Source organism: Streptomyces coacervatus (assembly GCF_029223485.1).
Lineage (GTDB): Bacteria > Actinomycetota > Actinomycetes > Streptomycetales > Streptomycetaceae > Streptomyces > Streptomyces coacervatus.
Window position 1 is genome coordinate 97081 of sequence record NZ_JARHTP010000009.1, and the last position, 15628, is coordinate 112708.

The 15628-nt window shown below is 70.2% G+C and carries 12 protein-coding genes and 1 pseudogene; 7 read left to right on the forward strand and 6 right to left on the reverse strand.

Annotated elements, in window-relative coordinates; genetic code table 11:
- Window positions 1-7: 7 nt before the first annotated feature.
- Both P2Q00_RS22915 and P2Q00_RS22920 read left to right on the forward strand, forming a co-directional pair.
- The gene (locus P2Q00_RS22915) at window positions 8-1603 is read left to right on the forward strand and encodes a peptide-N4-asparagine amidase (protein ID WP_275774526.1); all 1596 of its coding nucleotides are present in this window, start codon (window positions 8-10) and stop codon (window positions 1601-1603) included.
- A gap of 171 nt (window positions 1604-1774) precedes the next feature.
- Window positions 1775-3121 (forward strand): cation:dicarboxylate symporter family transporter, encoded by a 1347-nt coding sequence (locus P2Q00_RS22920; RefSeq protein WP_275774527.1) that lies wholly within the window; start codon window positions 1775-1777, stop codon window positions 3119-3121.
- A gap of 138 nt (window positions 3122-3259) precedes the next feature.
- Here P2Q00_RS22920 and P2Q00_RS22925 read toward each other — a convergent pair whose 3' ends face one another.
- Window positions 3260-3712 (reverse strand): MarR family winged helix-turn-helix transcriptional regulator, encoded by a 453-nt coding sequence (locus P2Q00_RS22925; RefSeq protein WP_275774528.1) that lies wholly within the window; start codon window positions 3710-3712, stop codon window positions 3260-3262.
- Window positions 3713-3805: 93 nt separating this feature from the next.
- Here P2Q00_RS22925 and P2Q00_RS22930 point away from each other — a divergent pair, with 93 nt between their 5' ends.
- The gene (locus tag P2Q00_RS22930) at window positions 3806-5608 is read left to right on the forward strand and encodes an ABC transporter ATP-binding protein (protein ID WP_275774529.1); all 1803 of its coding nucleotides are present in this window, start codon (window positions 3806-3808) and stop codon (window positions 5606-5608) included.
- Between the two features lie 61 nt (window positions 5609-5669).
- Window positions 5670-6518: pseudogene (mltG, locus tag P2Q00_RS22935) on the forward strand (endolytic transglycosylase MltG); the annotation flags it as partial.
- A 201-nt stretch (window positions 6519-6719) separates the two neighbouring features.
- Here the strand turns inward: mltG and P2Q00_RS22940 are convergent.
- The 5 genes from P2Q00_RS22940 to P2Q00_RS50960 all read right to left on the reverse strand — a co-directional run bounded on the left by P2Q00_RS22940 (window position 6720) and on the right by P2Q00_RS50960 (window position 10834).
- Window positions 6720-7805, reverse strand: coding sequence for an NAD(P)-binding domain-containing protein (locus P2Q00_RS22940; protein WP_275774530.1), 1086 nt, complete (start codon window positions 7803-7805; stop codon window positions 6720-6722).
- Window positions 7806-7862: 57 nt separating this feature from the next.
- Window positions 7863-8885 (reverse strand): ABC transporter substrate-binding protein, encoded by a 1023-nt coding sequence (locus P2Q00_RS22945; protein ID WP_275774531.1) that lies wholly within the window; start codon window positions 8883-8885, stop codon window positions 7863-7865.
- Between the two features lie 61 nt (window positions 8886-8946).
- Window positions 8947-9687: an ABC transporter ATP-binding protein gene (locus P2Q00_RS22950; protein ID WP_275774532.1), complete on the reverse strand. Its 741-nt coding sequence runs from the start codon at window positions 9685-9687 to the stop codon at window positions 8947-8949.
- Window positions 9660-10562 carry an ABC transporter permease gene (locus P2Q00_RS22955; RefSeq protein WP_275774533.1) on the reverse strand — a complete coding sequence of 301 codons (903 nt, stop codon included), beginning with the start codon at window positions 10560-10562 and terminating at the stop codon, window positions 9660-9662. The genes P2Q00_RS22950 and P2Q00_RS22955 overlap by 28 nt, the downstream gene beginning before the upstream one ends.
- Window positions 10563-10687: 125 nt before the next feature.
- Window positions 10688-10834, reverse strand: coding sequence for a putative leader peptide (locus tag P2Q00_RS50960; protein ID WP_369293688.1), 147 nt, complete (start codon window positions 10832-10834; stop codon window positions 10688-10690).
- Window positions 10835-10893: 59 nt separating this feature from the next.
- On the opposite strand from P2Q00_RS50960, the gene P2Q00_RS22960 reads away from it, so the two are divergent.
- From P2Q00_RS22960 to P2Q00_RS22970, 3 genes are all read left to right on the forward strand, one after another.
- Window positions 10894-11322, forward strand: coding sequence for a secondary thiamine-phosphate synthase enzyme YjbQ (locus P2Q00_RS22960; RefSeq protein WP_275774534.1), 429 nt, complete (start codon window positions 10894-10896; stop codon window positions 11320-11322).
- A 299-nt stretch (window positions 11323-11621) separates the two neighbouring features.
- Entirely contained in the window at window positions 11622-12590 is a 969-nt protein-coding gene (locus P2Q00_RS22965; protein ID WP_275774535.1) for a cyclase family protein, read from the forward strand.
- Window positions 12591-12720: 130 nt separating this feature from the next.
- On the forward strand, window positions 12721-15597 hold the full coding sequence (locus tag P2Q00_RS22970; protein WP_275774536.1) for a SpoIIE family protein phosphatase: 2877 nt from the start codon (window positions 12721-12723) through the stop codon (window positions 15595-15597).
- Window positions 15598-15628: the final 31 nt, after the last annotated feature.

Genomic DNA, 15628 nt, shown 5'->3' on the forward strand with positions numbered 1-15628 from the left:
ACCGGCCATGAAGAGACGGATCGTCATGTCCATGCTCGCCGGAGCGACCCTCCTGGCGAGCACCCTCCTCGGGGCGGCTCCGGCCCGGTCCGCCGATGTGCCCGCCGAGTTCGGCACCGACTGGCACGACCCGGTGACCGCGGCTCCGCCCCTCGACAGACCGGCCGGGAGGTCCTGCCGAGTCACCCTCGCCGAGGCCCAGTTCCGGGACTTCACCCCGTACAAGGGCACCTACACCCCGCCCGCCGGCTGCGGCGAGCGCTGGAGCAAGGTGGTGCTGCGGCTCGACGGCAAGGTCAAGGGGCGGCAGTTCGACCGACTCGGCTATCTGCATGTCGGCGGGGTCGAGATCCTGCGTACCTCCACCCCCGAGCCCTCGCCCGACGGCATCGGGTGGTCCGTGGAGAAGGACGTCACGCGCTACAGCGACACCTTCCGCGCCGGCCAGGACGTCGAGATGCTCATCGGGAACGTCGTCGACGACACCTACACGGGCGTGATCGACGTCAAGGCCACGCTCACCTTCTACCCGGGCAGGCCGGCCGCTGCGCCCGCCGACAAGGTCCTCACCCTCGGCGAGGGCAACACCCTCACCGCCCCGCGCAACAGCGAACGCATCCTCGCCGAGGTGTACGCCACCGGATCGGGCGGCGGCTGCGAGGAGTTCTGGTATCTGGCGGTGCCCGACAAGGCCCCCTACTCCTGCCAGGCCGACGGCGGACCGTACCGCGAGGTGCAGATCAAGGTCGACGGCCAACTGGCCGGAATCGCCGCGCCGTTCCCGCACGTGTGGACCGGGGGATGGTCCAACCCGTTTCTCTGGTACGTCGTTCCGGGACCGCGCGCCTTCGACGTCAAGCCGATCGAATACGATCTGACACCCTTCGCGGGGCTCCTCAACGACGGCCGCCCGCACAAGGTCGACGTCTCGGTCGTGGGCGTCCCCGAGGGGCAGACCGGCTGGAGCGCGCCCGTGAACGTGCTGGTGTGGCAGGACGCCGGGCGGACGCAGGTGTCCGGGAGGCTCACCGCGCACCGGGCGGGCGACCTCGCCAACTCCTTGACGTATACGGCCGGTTCGCCGCAGCGCGTAGATACCGCGGCCGGTCACCGGATGACCGTCTCCGGGTACGTCGACACCTCGCACGGGCGCGTGACCACCACGGTCAGCCGTACGCTCGCCAACACCTCCGCCCACTCGTGGACCGACGGCGAGAACGTCGACGGCCTCGACGCCACCTGGAGCGACGACGAGGCGGTCACTGTCGACGGACGCGGACCGGCCCGCACGACGCTCACCCACCGCACGTACACGATGAACGGCACCACCACGATCGGCGGCGACGCCCGGCTGCGCACCGTGCTGACCCTCGGCGACCGTGCCGCCGTCGTCGAGTCGCGCGGCGGCCGGCGGACGGGCTGGACGCGGCTGGACGACACGGTTACCGGCGACGCCACGTACACGACGGGCGTCCCGCGCGACCAGCGGCATGCGGTCGGCACGACGAGCGAGCGGTACCGGCTGTACGGCTCGGCGGGCTGCTACGACCGCTCCCTGGCCACCGTGCAGGGGGTGCTCACGGAGCAACACGACCGCTGCTGAGGCCAGTTGTGTGCGATGCGTCACACGGGGCGTGATTTACGTGTGCTTAACACGGAGGTCTCCGGCGGGATCAAGAAAACCCCGAAAGTGATCGTCACGGAAGCCGCTTTCCGTATCGCAGAAGTCCCATCCCCGGCTTCTGCGCGTTCACGTCCCCCCAAGGAGTGCCCCGTGCCGCCGACTGCACCGTCCCTGCCGCGACGCGTCGCACGCATACTGCGTACCTCTCTCTTCGCGCAGGTCCTCTGCGCGCTCGTGCTCGGAATCGCCGTCGGGAAGCTGTGGCCCGGCTTCGCCGCGGATCTCCAGCCTCTCGGCGACGGTTTCACCCGGCTCATCAAGACGATCATCTCGCCGCTGGTGTTCTGCGTGGTCGTCGTCGGCATCGCCAAGGCCGGTGACCTCAAGGCCTTCGGCCGGATCGGGCTCAAGGCCCTGATCTGGTTCGAGGTCGCGAGCACCGCGGCGCTGATCATCGGTCTCGTCGCCGCCAACGTTGTCCAGCCGGGCTCGGGGATGCACGTCGACCCGTCCACGCTGAGCACCAAGGCGGTCGACGCGAAGACGGCCGGCGGTTCCCTGCCCTCGACGACTGAGTTCATCGTCAACGCGCTGCCCACCAGCTTCATCGGCGCCTTCGCGGAGAACTCCCTGCTCCAGGTGCTCATCCTGGCCTGTCTGGTGGGTGCCGCGCTGCTGCACCTCGGCCACACCAAGGTGCCGCAGGTGCTGCCCGCCATCGAGCAGGCCCAGGAGATCATCTTCGCGATCGTCGGCTTCGTCATGCGCCTTGCCCCGATCGCCGTGTTCGGCGCGATGGCCGTCCTGATCGGCCAGTACGGGCTCGGCGTGATCGAGACCTACGCCAAGCTGATCATCCTGTGCTACGTCGCCGCCGCGCTGTTCATCGCGCTGCTGTCCGTCGCCCTGCGCATCGTCACCGGCCTCAGCCTCTGGAAGTTCCTGCGCTACATCCGCGAGGAGATGCTGCTCGCGCTCGGTACCGCGTCCACCGAGTCGGTCATGCCGCGCGTGATGCAGAAGCTGCGCAAGGCCGGCGCCCGCGACGACGCCGTGGGCCTGGTGCTGCCCACCGGCTACTCCTTCAACCTCGACGGCGCCTCGCTCTACCTCTCCATCGGCACCCTGTTCATCGCCCAGGCCGTCGGCGTCGACCTCAGCCTGAGCCAGCAGATCACCGTCGTCCTGGTGCTGATGCTGACCAGCAAGGGCATGGCGGGCATCCCCGGTTCCGCCTTCCTCGCCCTGTCCGCGACCGCCTCCTCGCTGGGGGCCATCCCTGCCGGGGCGGTGGCGCTGCTGCTGGGAGTGGACCGGATCATGGACTCGATGCGGGTGGTGACGAACCTGCTCGGCAACTGCGTCGCCGTGTTCGCCGTCTCCCGCTGGGAGGGGGCGTTGGACCTGGAGCGGGCCAAGAAGGTTCTGGACCGTGAGGCCGACGCCGACGAGTCGGAGTCTTCGGTGCCCGATGTGGCGGAGCCTGTCGCCCAGTAGCTCGGGGTGTCCTGTTTCGCGGGCGGCTGCGGGTGGTTCGTGGTTGATCGCGCAGTTCCCCGCGCCCCTTCAGGGGCGCGCGGAACTGCGCGACAAGCCCCCACTCACCCGCAGCCGCCCGCGAACCGTTAAGGCCCCCTAGCCGCAGCGCCGCTCCGGCACCCCGTCAACCAGCGTGTCCAGCAACCCGCCCAGCACCTCGCGCTGTTCGTCCGTCAGCGGCGCGAGGATCTCCGAGGCGGCGGACCGGCGCGCCCCGCGGAGTTCGCTCAGTGCCTTGCGGCCGTCGTCCGTGAGCTCGATCCGGATCACCCGGCGATTGGTCGGATCCGGCACCCGCCGCACCTTTCCGCTCGCCTCCAGCCCGTCGACCAGTGTCGTCACGGCCCGGGGGACCACCTCGAGGCGCTCGGCGAGGTCGGCCATGCGCGGCGGTGAGCTCCAGTGCGCCAGCGTGCGCAGCAGCCGCGACTGGGCCGGGGTGATGCCCAGGCCGCACTGCTCGATGTGCCGCTTCTGGATGCGGTGCACACGGCGAGTGAACCGCAGCAGCTGCTCGGCGAGCAGGCTGTCGGAATCGGGGGTGGCCATGCGGGAACAATATCAGGACCTAATTCATTGTGAGCATAGGTAACAATGAGCTAGGCTCCCGCAGTCTTCGTCACCTCACTCCCTAGGAGTCCATTGCACCCCGATCGAGAACCCCGCTGGACACCGCCGGCCGATGCCAAGGAGCAGCCCCGGCAGGTGCGCCGCATCCTGAAACTCTTCCGTCCCTATCGCGCCCGCCTCGGCGTCGTCGGCCTGCTGGTCGGCGCCGCATCGCTGGTCTCCGTCGCCACGCCCTTCCTGCTGAAGGCGACCCTCGACACCGCGATCCCCCAGGGCCGCACCGGCCTGCTCAGCCTGCTGGCGCTCGGCATGATCCTCAGCGCCGTGCTCACCAGCGTCTTCGGCGTGCTGCAGACCCTGATCTCCACGACGGTCGGCCAGCGCGTCATGCACGACCTGCGCACCGCGGTCTACGGCCGCCTGCAGCGCATGTCGCTCGCGTTCTTCACGCGCACCCGTACCGGCGAGGTCCAGTCCCGCATAGCCAACGACATCGGCGGCATGCAGGCCACCGTCACCTCCACCGCCACCTCCCTGGTCTCCAACCTGACCAGCGTGGTCGCCACGATCGTCGCGATGATCGCCCTCGACTGGCGCCTGACCGTCGTCTCGCTGCTGCTGCTCCCGGTCTTCGTGTGGATCAGCCGCCGGGTCGGCAACGAACGCAAGAAGATCACCACCCAGCGCCAGAAGCAGATGGCCGCGATGGCCGCGACCGTCACCGAGTCGCTCTCCGTCAGCGGCATCCTGCTCGGCCGCACCATGGGCCGCTCCGACTCGCTGACGAAGTCCTTCGCCGAGGAGTCCGAGGACCTGGTCGACCTCGAAGTGAAGTCGAACATGTCAGGCCGCTGGCGCATGGCCGTCATCACGATCGTCATGGCCGCCATGCCGGCGGTCATCTACTGGACCGCGGGCATCGCCCTCCAGGCGGGCGGACCCGACATCTCCATCGGCACGATCGTCGCCTTCGTCTCGCTCCAGCAGGGCCTGTTCCGCCCGGCGGTCAGCCTGCTGTCGACCGGTGTCCAGATCCAGAGTTCGCTCGCGCTGTTCCAGCGCATCTTCGAATACCTCGACCTGCCGATCGACATCACCGAGCGGGAGAACCCGGTCCACCTCGACCAGATCAAGGGCGAAGTCCGCTTCGAGGACGTCGAGTTCCGATACGACGAGAAGAGCGATCCCACCCTCGACGGCATCGACGTCACCGTCCCCGCGGGCAGCAGCCTTGCGGTCGTCGGCCCCACCGGCGCCGGCAAGTCGACGCTCGGCTATCTCGTCCCACGGCTGTACGACGTCACCGGCGGCCGTGTCACCCTCGACGGGGTCGACGTGCGCGACCTCGACTTCGACACCCTTGCGCGCGCGGTCGGCGTCGTCTCCCAGGAGACGTACCTCTTCCACGCCTCGGTCGCCGAGAACCTGCGCTTCGCCAAGCCGGACGCCACCGACGAGGAGCTGCACGCGGCGGCCCGGGCGGCCCAGATCCACGACCACATCGCGTCGCTGCCCGACGGGTACGACACGGTGGTCGGCGAGCGCGGCCACCGCTTCTCCGGTGGCGAGAAACAGCGCCTCGCGATTGCCCGCACCATCTTGCGCGACCCCCCGGTGCTGATCCTCGACGAGGCGACCAGCGCCCTGGACAACCGCACCGAGGCGGCCGTCCAGGAGGCCATCGACGCGCTGTCGGCCAACCGCACCACGCTCACCATCGCGCACCGGCTGTCCACCGTTCGCGGCGCCGACCAGATCGTGGTCCTGGACTCCGGGACCGTCGCCGAACGGGGCACGCACGAAGAACTGCTGGAGCAGGACGGGCGGTACGCGGCCCTCGTACGCCGGGATGCCCAGCTGGAACCGACCGGCTGACCGGAGCCGACAGGCTGAGGATCTGTCGGGTTTGTGGTGATATGCGGGTTACCGTGCCCGCATGGAGAAGAACATTCCGCCACGGAGCACGATTCGACTGACCCGCCGGGGTTGGCTCGTCCTCATCGCGACCGGAGCCGTGGCCGTCGTGGCCGGCACCGCCGTGGTGGTGCCGCTGCTGGCCCAGCGCAGCGGCGGGGAGGAGGCGAAGCCCGCGTCCCTGGTGATCCCGGAGGGCTGGCGCGCGAGCCAGGTCTACGACGCCGTCGACAAGGCCCTCACCCTGTCCGCCGGCAGCACCAAGAAGGCACTGGCGAAGGCAGGCCTGAAGCTGCCGAACGACGCGCAGGGCAACCCGGAGGGCTACCTCTTCCCGGCGACATATCCCATCGGGAAGAAGACCACGCCCGAATCGCTGCTGTCGTTCATGGTCAACACCGCCAACAAGAAGTTCAACGGCGCCCCGATCGCGGCCGGCGCGCAGCACAACGCGATGAACGTCTACCAGGCGGTCACCATCGCGAGCATCGTTCAGGCCGAGGCCGCCTCGACGGCAGACATGGGCAAGGTGGCGCGGGTCGTTTTCAACCGGCTCGAGCGCGGGATGCCATTGCAGATGGACTCCACCCTCAACTACGCCCTGGACCGCGCCACGCTGAAGACCAGCGCCGACGACACGAAGCTCGTCAGCCCGTACAACTCCTACCAGCGCATGGGCCTGCCGCCGACGCCGATCGACAACCCGGGCGAGGAGGCGATGCGCGCCGCGATCAACCCGCCCGCCGGTGACTGGCTGTACTTCGTCACGGTCAAGCCGGGCGACACCCGTTTCACCGCCGACTTCCAGGAACACCAGCGCAACGTCGCCGAGTTCAACGCCCAGCAGAAGAGCCCTGGTCCGCAGAGCTCCGGGCCGCAGAGCCCTCGTCCACAGAGCCCTGGTCCACAGAGCTCCGGTCCCCAGAGCTCCGGTCCGCTGAGCCCTGGGTCACAGGGCCCTGGGTCACAGAGCCCCGGTCCGCAGAGCCCCGGTCCGCAGAGCCTCGCTCCGCAGAGCGCCGGTCCGCAGAGCCCCGGTCCGCAGGCCACGAAGTAGCCCGCGCACCGGGCATCAGGCGGCGACGGGCTCGCCCGGCCGCCCCGCCAGCAGCCGCCGGATGTCCCGTACGGCCGCCCGGCCCGCCCGGTTGGCTCCGATGGTGCTGGCCGACGGTCCGTAGCCGAGGAGATGGACCCGCGGATCGGCGACCGCGCGCGTGCCCTCCACACGGATCCCGCCGCCCGGCTCACGCAGCCGCAGCGGCCGCAGATGGTCGATCGCCGCCCGGAACCCGGTGGCCCACAGGATGACATCGGCGCGCACGAGCCGCCCGTCGTTCCACTCCACCCCCTCCGGCGTGATCCGGTCGAACATGGGCCTGCGGTCGAGAACCCCGTCCTCGATGCCCCGCCGTATGGCGTCATTGAGCGGCAGCCCGGTGACCGAGACGACACTCTTCGGCGGCAGCCCCTGCCGCACCCGCTCCTCGACGAGCGCGACGGCCGCCCGCCCCACGTCCTCGGTGAAGGGGCCCGCACGGAAGACCGGGGCCCGCCTGGTCACCCACGTGGTGGCAGCCGCGTACGGAGCGATCTCCAGCAGATGCTGGGTACCCGAGGCACCCCCGCCCACCACGACCACCCGCTGCCCGGCGAACGCCTCGGGCCCGGGATACTGCGCCGTGTGCAACTGCCGCCCCCGGAAGCTCTCCTGACCGGGATAGCGCGGCCAGAACGGCCGGTCCCAGGTGCCGGTCGCGTTGATCAGCGCCCGCGTCGACCAGTCGCCGTCCGAGGTCTCGACGAGCAGCCGCCCGCCCACGCCCTCGCGCACGGCATGCACCTCGACGGGCCGTCGTACCCGCAGGTCGAAGGTGCGCTCGTACGAGGCGAAGTACTCGGCGATCACCTCCGAGGAGGCCCGCTCGGGATCGGCGTCCGTGAGCTCCATGCCCGGCAGCGCATGCATGCCGTGCACCTTGCCGTACGTCAGCGACGGCCACCGGAACTGCCAGGCGCCGCCCGGACCGGGGGAGTGATCGAGCACCACGAAATCGCGCTCCGGCTCGAAACCGGTGCGCCGCAGGTGGTAGGCGCCGGCCAGACCCGCCTGCCCGGCGCCCACCACGACCACCTCGACCTCACGCGTGTTGTTCACGCTTCCACCAACCGCGCAGCGGCCGTGGATCTTCCCGCCGACCGTTCGGCGGGTTGCTCAGCCCTGGGACGCCCGGGCGGGCGTGGTCGACGCCGGCAGCTTGCCGTTGTAGCGGGTGTCCACGAAGTCGGCGAAGTCGACCTTCTTCGGGATGAGCTTCAGCTCGGTGAAGGCATCGGCGATCTGCTGCTCGGAGGCGATGAGCGGCTTGTCCACGGCGACCGAGATCCGGGTGGCGTTGGTGCGCTTCACCGAGGCCAGCGCCACCTCGTACGGCAGCCCGGTGTCCTTCGCCCAGACCTTCGCCCACTCGTCCTGGTGGCCGTAGACCCACGCCGTGGCCCGCCGCAGCCGCTCCAGATAGTCCTTGACGGCGGCGGCCTTCTTCTTGTCCTGCAGCGCACTCGGCGCCGCCACCTGGAAGCTGAGTCCGTTGGTGACGCCCTCGCCGGTGGTGAGGATGCGGCCCTGCTTGGCCTGCAGGATCTGCGAGGTGTACGGGTCCCACACCGCCCATGCGTCCACCTTGCCGGAGGTGAACGCGGCCAGCGCGTCGGCCGGCTGGAGGTACTTGACCTTCACGTCGCTCAGGCTCAGCCCGGCCGCCTTGAGGGAGGCGACCAGCTGGTAGTTGGCGGAGGAGCCCTGTGCCACGGCAATCGACTTGCCCTTGAGCTGCTGGGGCTTCGACAGCTTCGAGCTGTTCGGTACGAGGATGGCGTCACCCTTGGAGGTGCCGTGGAAGGCGGCCACGACCGTGATCTTCGAACCGGCGCCCGCCGCGAAGACCGGAGGGGTGTTGCCGACACCGCCGATGTCGACGGCCTTGGCGTTGACGGCCTCCAGGAGCGGCGGGCCGGAGGTGAAGGTGGACCACTTGATCTTGTAGTCGAGGTTCTTGAGCTCCCCGGCCGCCCGCAGAATGGCCTCCGAACCACCCTTCTGGTCACCGACGTCGAGGGTGAGGGAGCCCTTGCCGTCGACCGTGCCGCCCGCCTCCGCCGACGAGTTGCCGCCGCAGGCGGTGAGGAGGAGGGCGAAGGGGAGGAGCAGCGCGGCGGGGACGGGACGTCGTCGCATGGGTGGATCCGTTCTGTGCAACTGGGCTGGGAATACCGGGAGTCAGGGAAGTCAGGGGAGTTCAGGCGGCTTCGGCGGCGGTGTCGACGCCGAGCCGTTCCAGCAGCCCGGCGCGCAGCTCGGCGAACCGGGGGTCGGTGATGTCGCGGGGCCGGTCGAGATCGATCTCCTGCTCGTGCGCGATGACGCCGTCGTCCATCACCAGCACACGGTCGGCGAGCAGGACGGCCTCCTCGACGTCATGCGTGACCAGCAGCACCGCGCAGCCCCGGCGCTGCCACAACTCGCCCACCAGGCGCTGCGCCTTGATGCGGGTGAGCGCGTCGAGTGCGCCGAACGGCTCGTCGAGCAGCAGCAGATCGGGCTCGCGCACCAACGCCCGTGCGAGGGAGGCGCGTTGTGCCTCGCCGCCGGAGAGGGTCTTGGGCCAGGCGTCGGAGCGATGGCTGAGGCCGACCTCGTCCAGAGCCAGTTCCGCCACGGTGCGTTCGGGCCTGCCGGGCAGGCCGAGCAGTACGTTGCGCCACACCTTCTTCCACGGCATCAGCCGGGGCGCCTGGAAGGCGACGGCCTTGCGGCGCGGCACCAGGACGGTGCCCTCGATGTCGCGGTCGAGGCCCGCCAGGATGCGCAGCAGGGTGGACTTGCCGCAGCCGCTGCGGCCCAGCAGGGCCACGAACTCGCCCGGCCGCACGTCGAGTTGGAGGTTGTCGATGACGGCTCGGTCGTCGAAGGAGCGGGTCAGTCCCTCGACGCGTACCGCCGTCTGCGGGGTCACCGGCCGGTGAACGTCGGTCGCCATTGCAGCAGCAGCCTTTCGAGGGAGCGGACGACGAAGTCGGCCAGCAGGCCGAGGAAGGCGTAGACGATCAGGCAGACCACGATCACGTCGGTCCGCAGGAAGTCCCGTGCCTGCACCATCAGGAAACCGATGCCGGAGTCGGCATTGACCTGCTCGGCGAAGACCAGCGCCAGCCAGGCGATGCCGAGGGAGTAGCGCAGCCCGGTCAGCGCGCCGGGCAGCGCTCCCGGCAGCACGACATGCCGCACCAGCCCCCACCGCGAGAGGCCGAGGGATTCCCCGGCCTCGATCAACTGGGCGTCCACACCGCGGATTCCGGCGTACACATTGAGGTAGAGCGGGAAGGTCACACCGAGCGTGATGATGGCGACCTTCGGGGCCTCGCCGATGCCGAACCAGATGATGAACAGCGGGATGAGACCCACGAACGGCACGGTCCGCAGCATCTGCACGGGCGCGTCCACCAGGTCCTCGCCGATCCTGAACAGGCCCGAGACCAGGGCGAGTCCGGTCCCGATGACGGTGCCCAGCAGCAGCCCGAACGCCACGCGCTGCAGCGAGGTACCCATCGCAGAGGCCAGTGAACCGTCACCGATCATGTCCCCGGCGACCCGGGCGATCCGACTGGGAGGGGCGAGTACGTCCGATGTCAACACACCGGTGGAGCTGAGGAGTTGCCACAGGGCGAGCAGCAGGAGGGGGCCGGAGGTGCGGCGCAGCCAGCGCGGGACGCGGGTGCGGCGGGAGGAGGCGGGGACGATGGGGGTGAGGTCGAGGGAGGCCGGGTCCCGGGAGTCGACCTCGGCACCCTTGGATGTGGATATGGAGGAAATATCGGGTTCGGAGGAGCCGGGTGGGGCATGGCTGATGCTCATGGGTGCTCCACGGGGAGGAGAGCGGCCGGTGGTGGAGGGGGTACGCGTCAGCGCCGCCACGTCACGGCCGGGCGTGCGGGTACGGCGGAGTGCAGGCGAAGGAGGAAATCAGAAAGAGAAGGGCGTCAGCAGCCGCGGCGACACGCGGCGGAGGCCACCCGCAGCAGGTCGATGTGACCGCGCGTGGTGAGCATGGCTGAACGCAACATGCGGCGAAAGTAGCCAGTTCGTCGGTGCACGGTCAATGGCGTCTCGCGGAGTGGACCACTCATATCAACCGGCGAGCCGCCGCTTGACCTGCAGAACCCGGCGTATGGGTCAGGATGGGGGCATGTCAGATGCCTTCACCACCCGAGTGCTGAACGTCGCCACCGGCTCCACCGAGAGAGTCGTCGACCTGACCCGAGACTGCGAGGCCTTCCTGCGGGAGGCGGCCGCAGGCCGTGACGGCCTCCTCAATGTCTTCGTCCCCCACGCCACCGCCGGAATCGCCATCCTCGAAACCGGCTCCGGCAGCGACGACGACCTCCTCGCCACCCTCCACACCCTCCTCCCCGCCGACGACCGCTGGCAGCACCGCCACGGCAGCCCCGGCCACGGCCGCGACCACGTCCTCCCGGCGTTCGTACCGCCGCATGCGACGCTGCCGGTGGTGGGCGGGCGGCTGGAGTTGGGGACTTGGCAGTCGGTGTGTCTGGTGGATACGAACAGGGATAATGCGGAGCGGAAGGTGCGTTTCTCGTTTCTTGCGGGCTCCTGACTGCAACCTCGGTCTCTGGGCGACTCATTTCCTCCGTGGCGAGCGCACCTGCACCGGGGTGGACGTGCGCCGGGATGGGGGACCCGGCGCGGTGGCGGACGGAACCTGCACAACCCCTCCCTGCGGGCACACTTCTCCAAGAGCACCCGTGAATGTGCGAAGCTGGTTTTCCGATCACGAGGACGGTGCTTCTCCGTGTCACGGCGTCAGCCGGGCGCACACCCCGTAAGCCCGATCCGTGTCGCGTCCGGTGACGTCCTGCCGTCGGAGCCGTTCCAGCCTGGGAGCGGTGAGTACAGATGAGTCCGAGTTCCGCCGATGCCGCGAATCCCGCGCCGACCGGCGTCGGCAACGGGCCCGCCGTCTCCCGTCGGGAGTTCGACGCACTCTTCGAGGCGGTTCGCACGTGGGGTCGCTGGTCCCCGGCCGACCGCGGTGCCTGGAACCGGGTCACCGCGGACCATGTGCGGCGGGCCGCAGCGCGCGTGCGGACCGGGACGGTCGTCCCGCTGGCGCTGCCGTGGAACACCCGGCCCGGCCCCGGCAACCGCAAGCCTGCCCTGCACCACATGACCGACCTCGGTGACGTGGAGGCGCCGGAACCCTCCACCCACAAGGACTTCATCGCCGCCGACTATCACGGCAAGGGCATCACCCATCTCGACGCGCTGTGCCACATCGCCTATCGGGGGCAGCTCTACGACGGCCGCACGGCACACGAGGTCGTCGATGCCGCAGGCGCCCGCTTCGGCGCGGTGTCGACGCTCGGGCCCCTCGTCACGAGGGGAGTGCTCCTCGACCTGCCCGCCGTCCTCGGGATCCACTGGTTGGAGCCGGGGCGAGCGGTGCACGCGAGGGACATCGTCGTTGTGGAGAAGGCGCTCGATGTGACGATCGGCGATGGCGACGCGGTACTGCTGCGCTCCGGACACGTCCGGCGACGCGAGGAACTCGGCGCCTGGGACCCCGACACGGCCAGCGCGGGCTTTCATGTGGACGCCCTGCCGCTGCTGGCCGAGCGTGGCATCGCGCTGCTCGGCGCAGACGGCGACAGTGACGTACGGCCCTCACCCGTGGACGGCGTGCACTCGCCGGTCCACGCCCTGGCTGTGGCCGCGATGGGGATGCCACTGCTGGACAACCTCGACCTGGAAGCGCTGTCCGCCGCGACCGCGACGGCGGGGCGCTATGACTTCATGCTCGTCGTGGCGCCGCTGAACGTCCCGGGCGGGACGGGCTCGCCCGTCAACCCGGTCGCGGTCCTGTGACGCCGATCCGGTCCGGTCACCGTGTGTGAGGGGCCTGGTTCACGGTGACTCGCGCCTCCAATGCCCGTATCCTCGTCCATATCAGACATTTCGGAAGGGTTGACTGTCGAAGGCGCGAGTGAGGCGGAGCGTGGTTCGGGCCGGCGAAGATCCGATACCGGCGGGGCGTGCGCCAGGCGGCACGGGGCCCGCCAGTTTCCGTGAGCGGTTCCTGCAGGGTGAGCCGGTCGAGACGGGCGTGCGCACGTCGATCCTGGATTCCTGGCGGCGCTGCCGGACCCTGGGGCTGTCGCCGGACCAGTCCGACCTTCCCTTCCGGGAGGACTTCGAACCGGACGGACGGATCGTCCGCGCGGCCGTTCCGGTGCTCGACCGGCTGCAGACCACGTTCGCCGGCAGCGCGATGAACATCTCCGTCGCCGATGCGAGCGGGACGGTTCTCCTGCGCCGTTTCGGAGAAGCGTCGCTGGCCAGAGTTCTCCCGGCCATCCAGAGTGTCCCCGGGTTCGTGTTCGCCGAGAATCTCGCGGGTACCAACGGCATCGGTCTCGCCCTGGCCGAGCGCCAACCCATCCGGGTCTACGGTGCCGAGCACTTCGCCGAGCGCTCCCAGGGCAGTGCCTGCCGCGCGCTTCCCGTCCGCGACCCGCTCAGCGGCCGCATCGAGGGCGTCCTGTGCTTCGGCTATCCGCGCAGCGCCGAGGACCCGGCGCTGGACACCGTGATACGCAAGGCGGCCGAGACCATCGAGCGGCGGCTGCTGGGGCAGAGTTCCTCGCGTGAGCGCGCTCTGCTGCGGGCGTACCTGGACAGCGGAGCCGAGGCCGCCGCAGGTTTTCGGCACCGCATAGGGGTGCGGGAACTGGCCGTGGAGATGAGCCCCCGTGACCGGGCGATCCTCATGGAGAAGGCCGCCGAGCTGATCGCCTGCGCGCAGCGGGCCTGTGTCGACGTGCCCCTGTCCGACGGCCGTCGGGTCACGCTCGTGAGCCGGCCGATGACGAGTTCCTCCGGAGTGGAGGGCTTCGCCATCGAGGCCGTTGTCCCCGGTCCCTCACCGCGCGAGCCCCTCGCCTTCCCGCATCAGGTCCACGAGCCGCTGGGCCTCCCTGCCGAGCTTGCCGTCGCCACCTCCCTCACGTTCTCCGGGGCTGTTCCCGAGGTGGCGCCCGGGCAGCTCCACGTCACCCCGCCGGCGGAGCATCTTCCCGGCACGGAGCACGGCCCTGTCGCCGTGGGCGTCGAGCGCGTCACGGTCGGCGACGGCACGACGGACGAGCACTCCGACTCCCCGCCCCCGGCGAGAGGGCTCATGATGGTGGGGGAGCCGTACGTGGGGACCTACGCCCTGGCCGCGCGCCGCCGCCTGGAAATGTTGGCCGAGGCCGGCGTCCGCATAGGCACCACCCTGGATGTGCGCACTACCGCCCGGGAGCTCGCCGAGTCGGCGGTGCCGCAACTGGCCGACTTCGTCACCATCGACCTGCCGGAAGCCGTGCTCCGCGGCGAGGAGTCCGCCGATCCCCGCAGTGACCTACGCCGTACGGTGGTCCACGGCATCCATGACGACTGTCCCTTCCACCCGGCCGGCAAGCAGGTCGACTACGGTCCGACGATGCCGCAGTCGCGGTGTCTGACGAGCGGACAGGCAGTGCTGGAACCGGACCTGAAGGCTGCCGCGGGCTGGTTCGCGCAGGACCCTGAGCACTCGGCACAGCTGCTGAGCCACGTCCACTCCCTCATCGCGGTGCCCCTGGTCGCCCGCGGCGCAGTCCTGGGCGTGGTCGGCTTCTACCGCGCGCAGGACTCGCCACCGTTCGGGGACGACGACCGGTCGCTGGCCCAGGAACTGGCCGCCCGTGCCGCACTGTCCATCGACAACGCCCGGCGCTACACGCGCGAACGCGCCATGGTCCTGGCCCTGCAGCGCAGCCTGCTCCCGCACGGTGTGCCGGATCAGGACGCCGTCGAGGTCGCCCATCGCTACCTGCCCGCCGAATCCGACGTGGGAGGGGACTGGTACGACGTCATACCCCTGTCCGGCAGCCGCATCGGGCTCTTCGTCGGCGACGTCGTCGGCCACGGCATGCTCTCCGCCGCCACCATGGGGCGGCTGCGCACGGCCGCCCGCAGTTTTGCCGAACTCGACTTCCCCCCGGACGAGGTCCTCACCCACCTCGACAAACTCGTGGGACGCCTGGACCGGGAGGACCCCGGCGCCGTGGACGCAGGCATCATCGGCGCGACCTGTCTCTACGCCATCTACGACCCGACCACACAGCAGTGCACCATGGCCCGCGCCGGCCATCCCCCGCCCGCTCTGGTCCGCCCCGACGGCACCGTGTGGTTCCCCGACCTGCCCGCCGGACCGCCGCTCGGCCTCGGCGGTCTGCCGTTCGAAGCCGCCGAGCTCGACCTCCCTGAGAACAGCCAGCTGGTCCTCTACACCGACGGGCTCATCGAGGACCGTCACCGCGACGTCGACGTGGTCCTCGATCAGCTGAGCGCCACGCTGGCCCAGGCGAACGGCACGCCCGACGAGACCTGCGAGGCGGTACTCGACACCGTGGCCCCCGCCCACCCCTGCGACGACATCGCCCTGCTCGTCGCCCGCACCCACGCCCTGGACCCCCAGCGGATCGCCACCTGGGACCTGCCCGCGGATCCGGCCCTGGTCAGCGAGGTGCGCGCCTCCGCCACCCGGCAACTGACCGACTGGGGACTCGACGAGGCCGCGTTCGCCGTTGAACTGGTGCTCAGCGAGCTGGTCACGAACGCCATCCGCCACGGCGCAGGGCCCATCCGGGTACGGCTGCTCCACGACCGCACCCTGATCTGCGAGGTCTCCGACACCAGCAACACCGCCCCGCACCTGCGCCGAGCGGCCAGCACCGACGAGGGCGGCCGCGGCCTGTTCCTCGTCGCGCAGCTGACGCAGAGCTGGGGCACGCGCTACACCCAGCAGGGCAAGGTCATCTGGGCCGAATGCGGGCTCGAGGGGGCCTGAGGCGCCGACCCCGGCGATTCGCTGCTCCGTT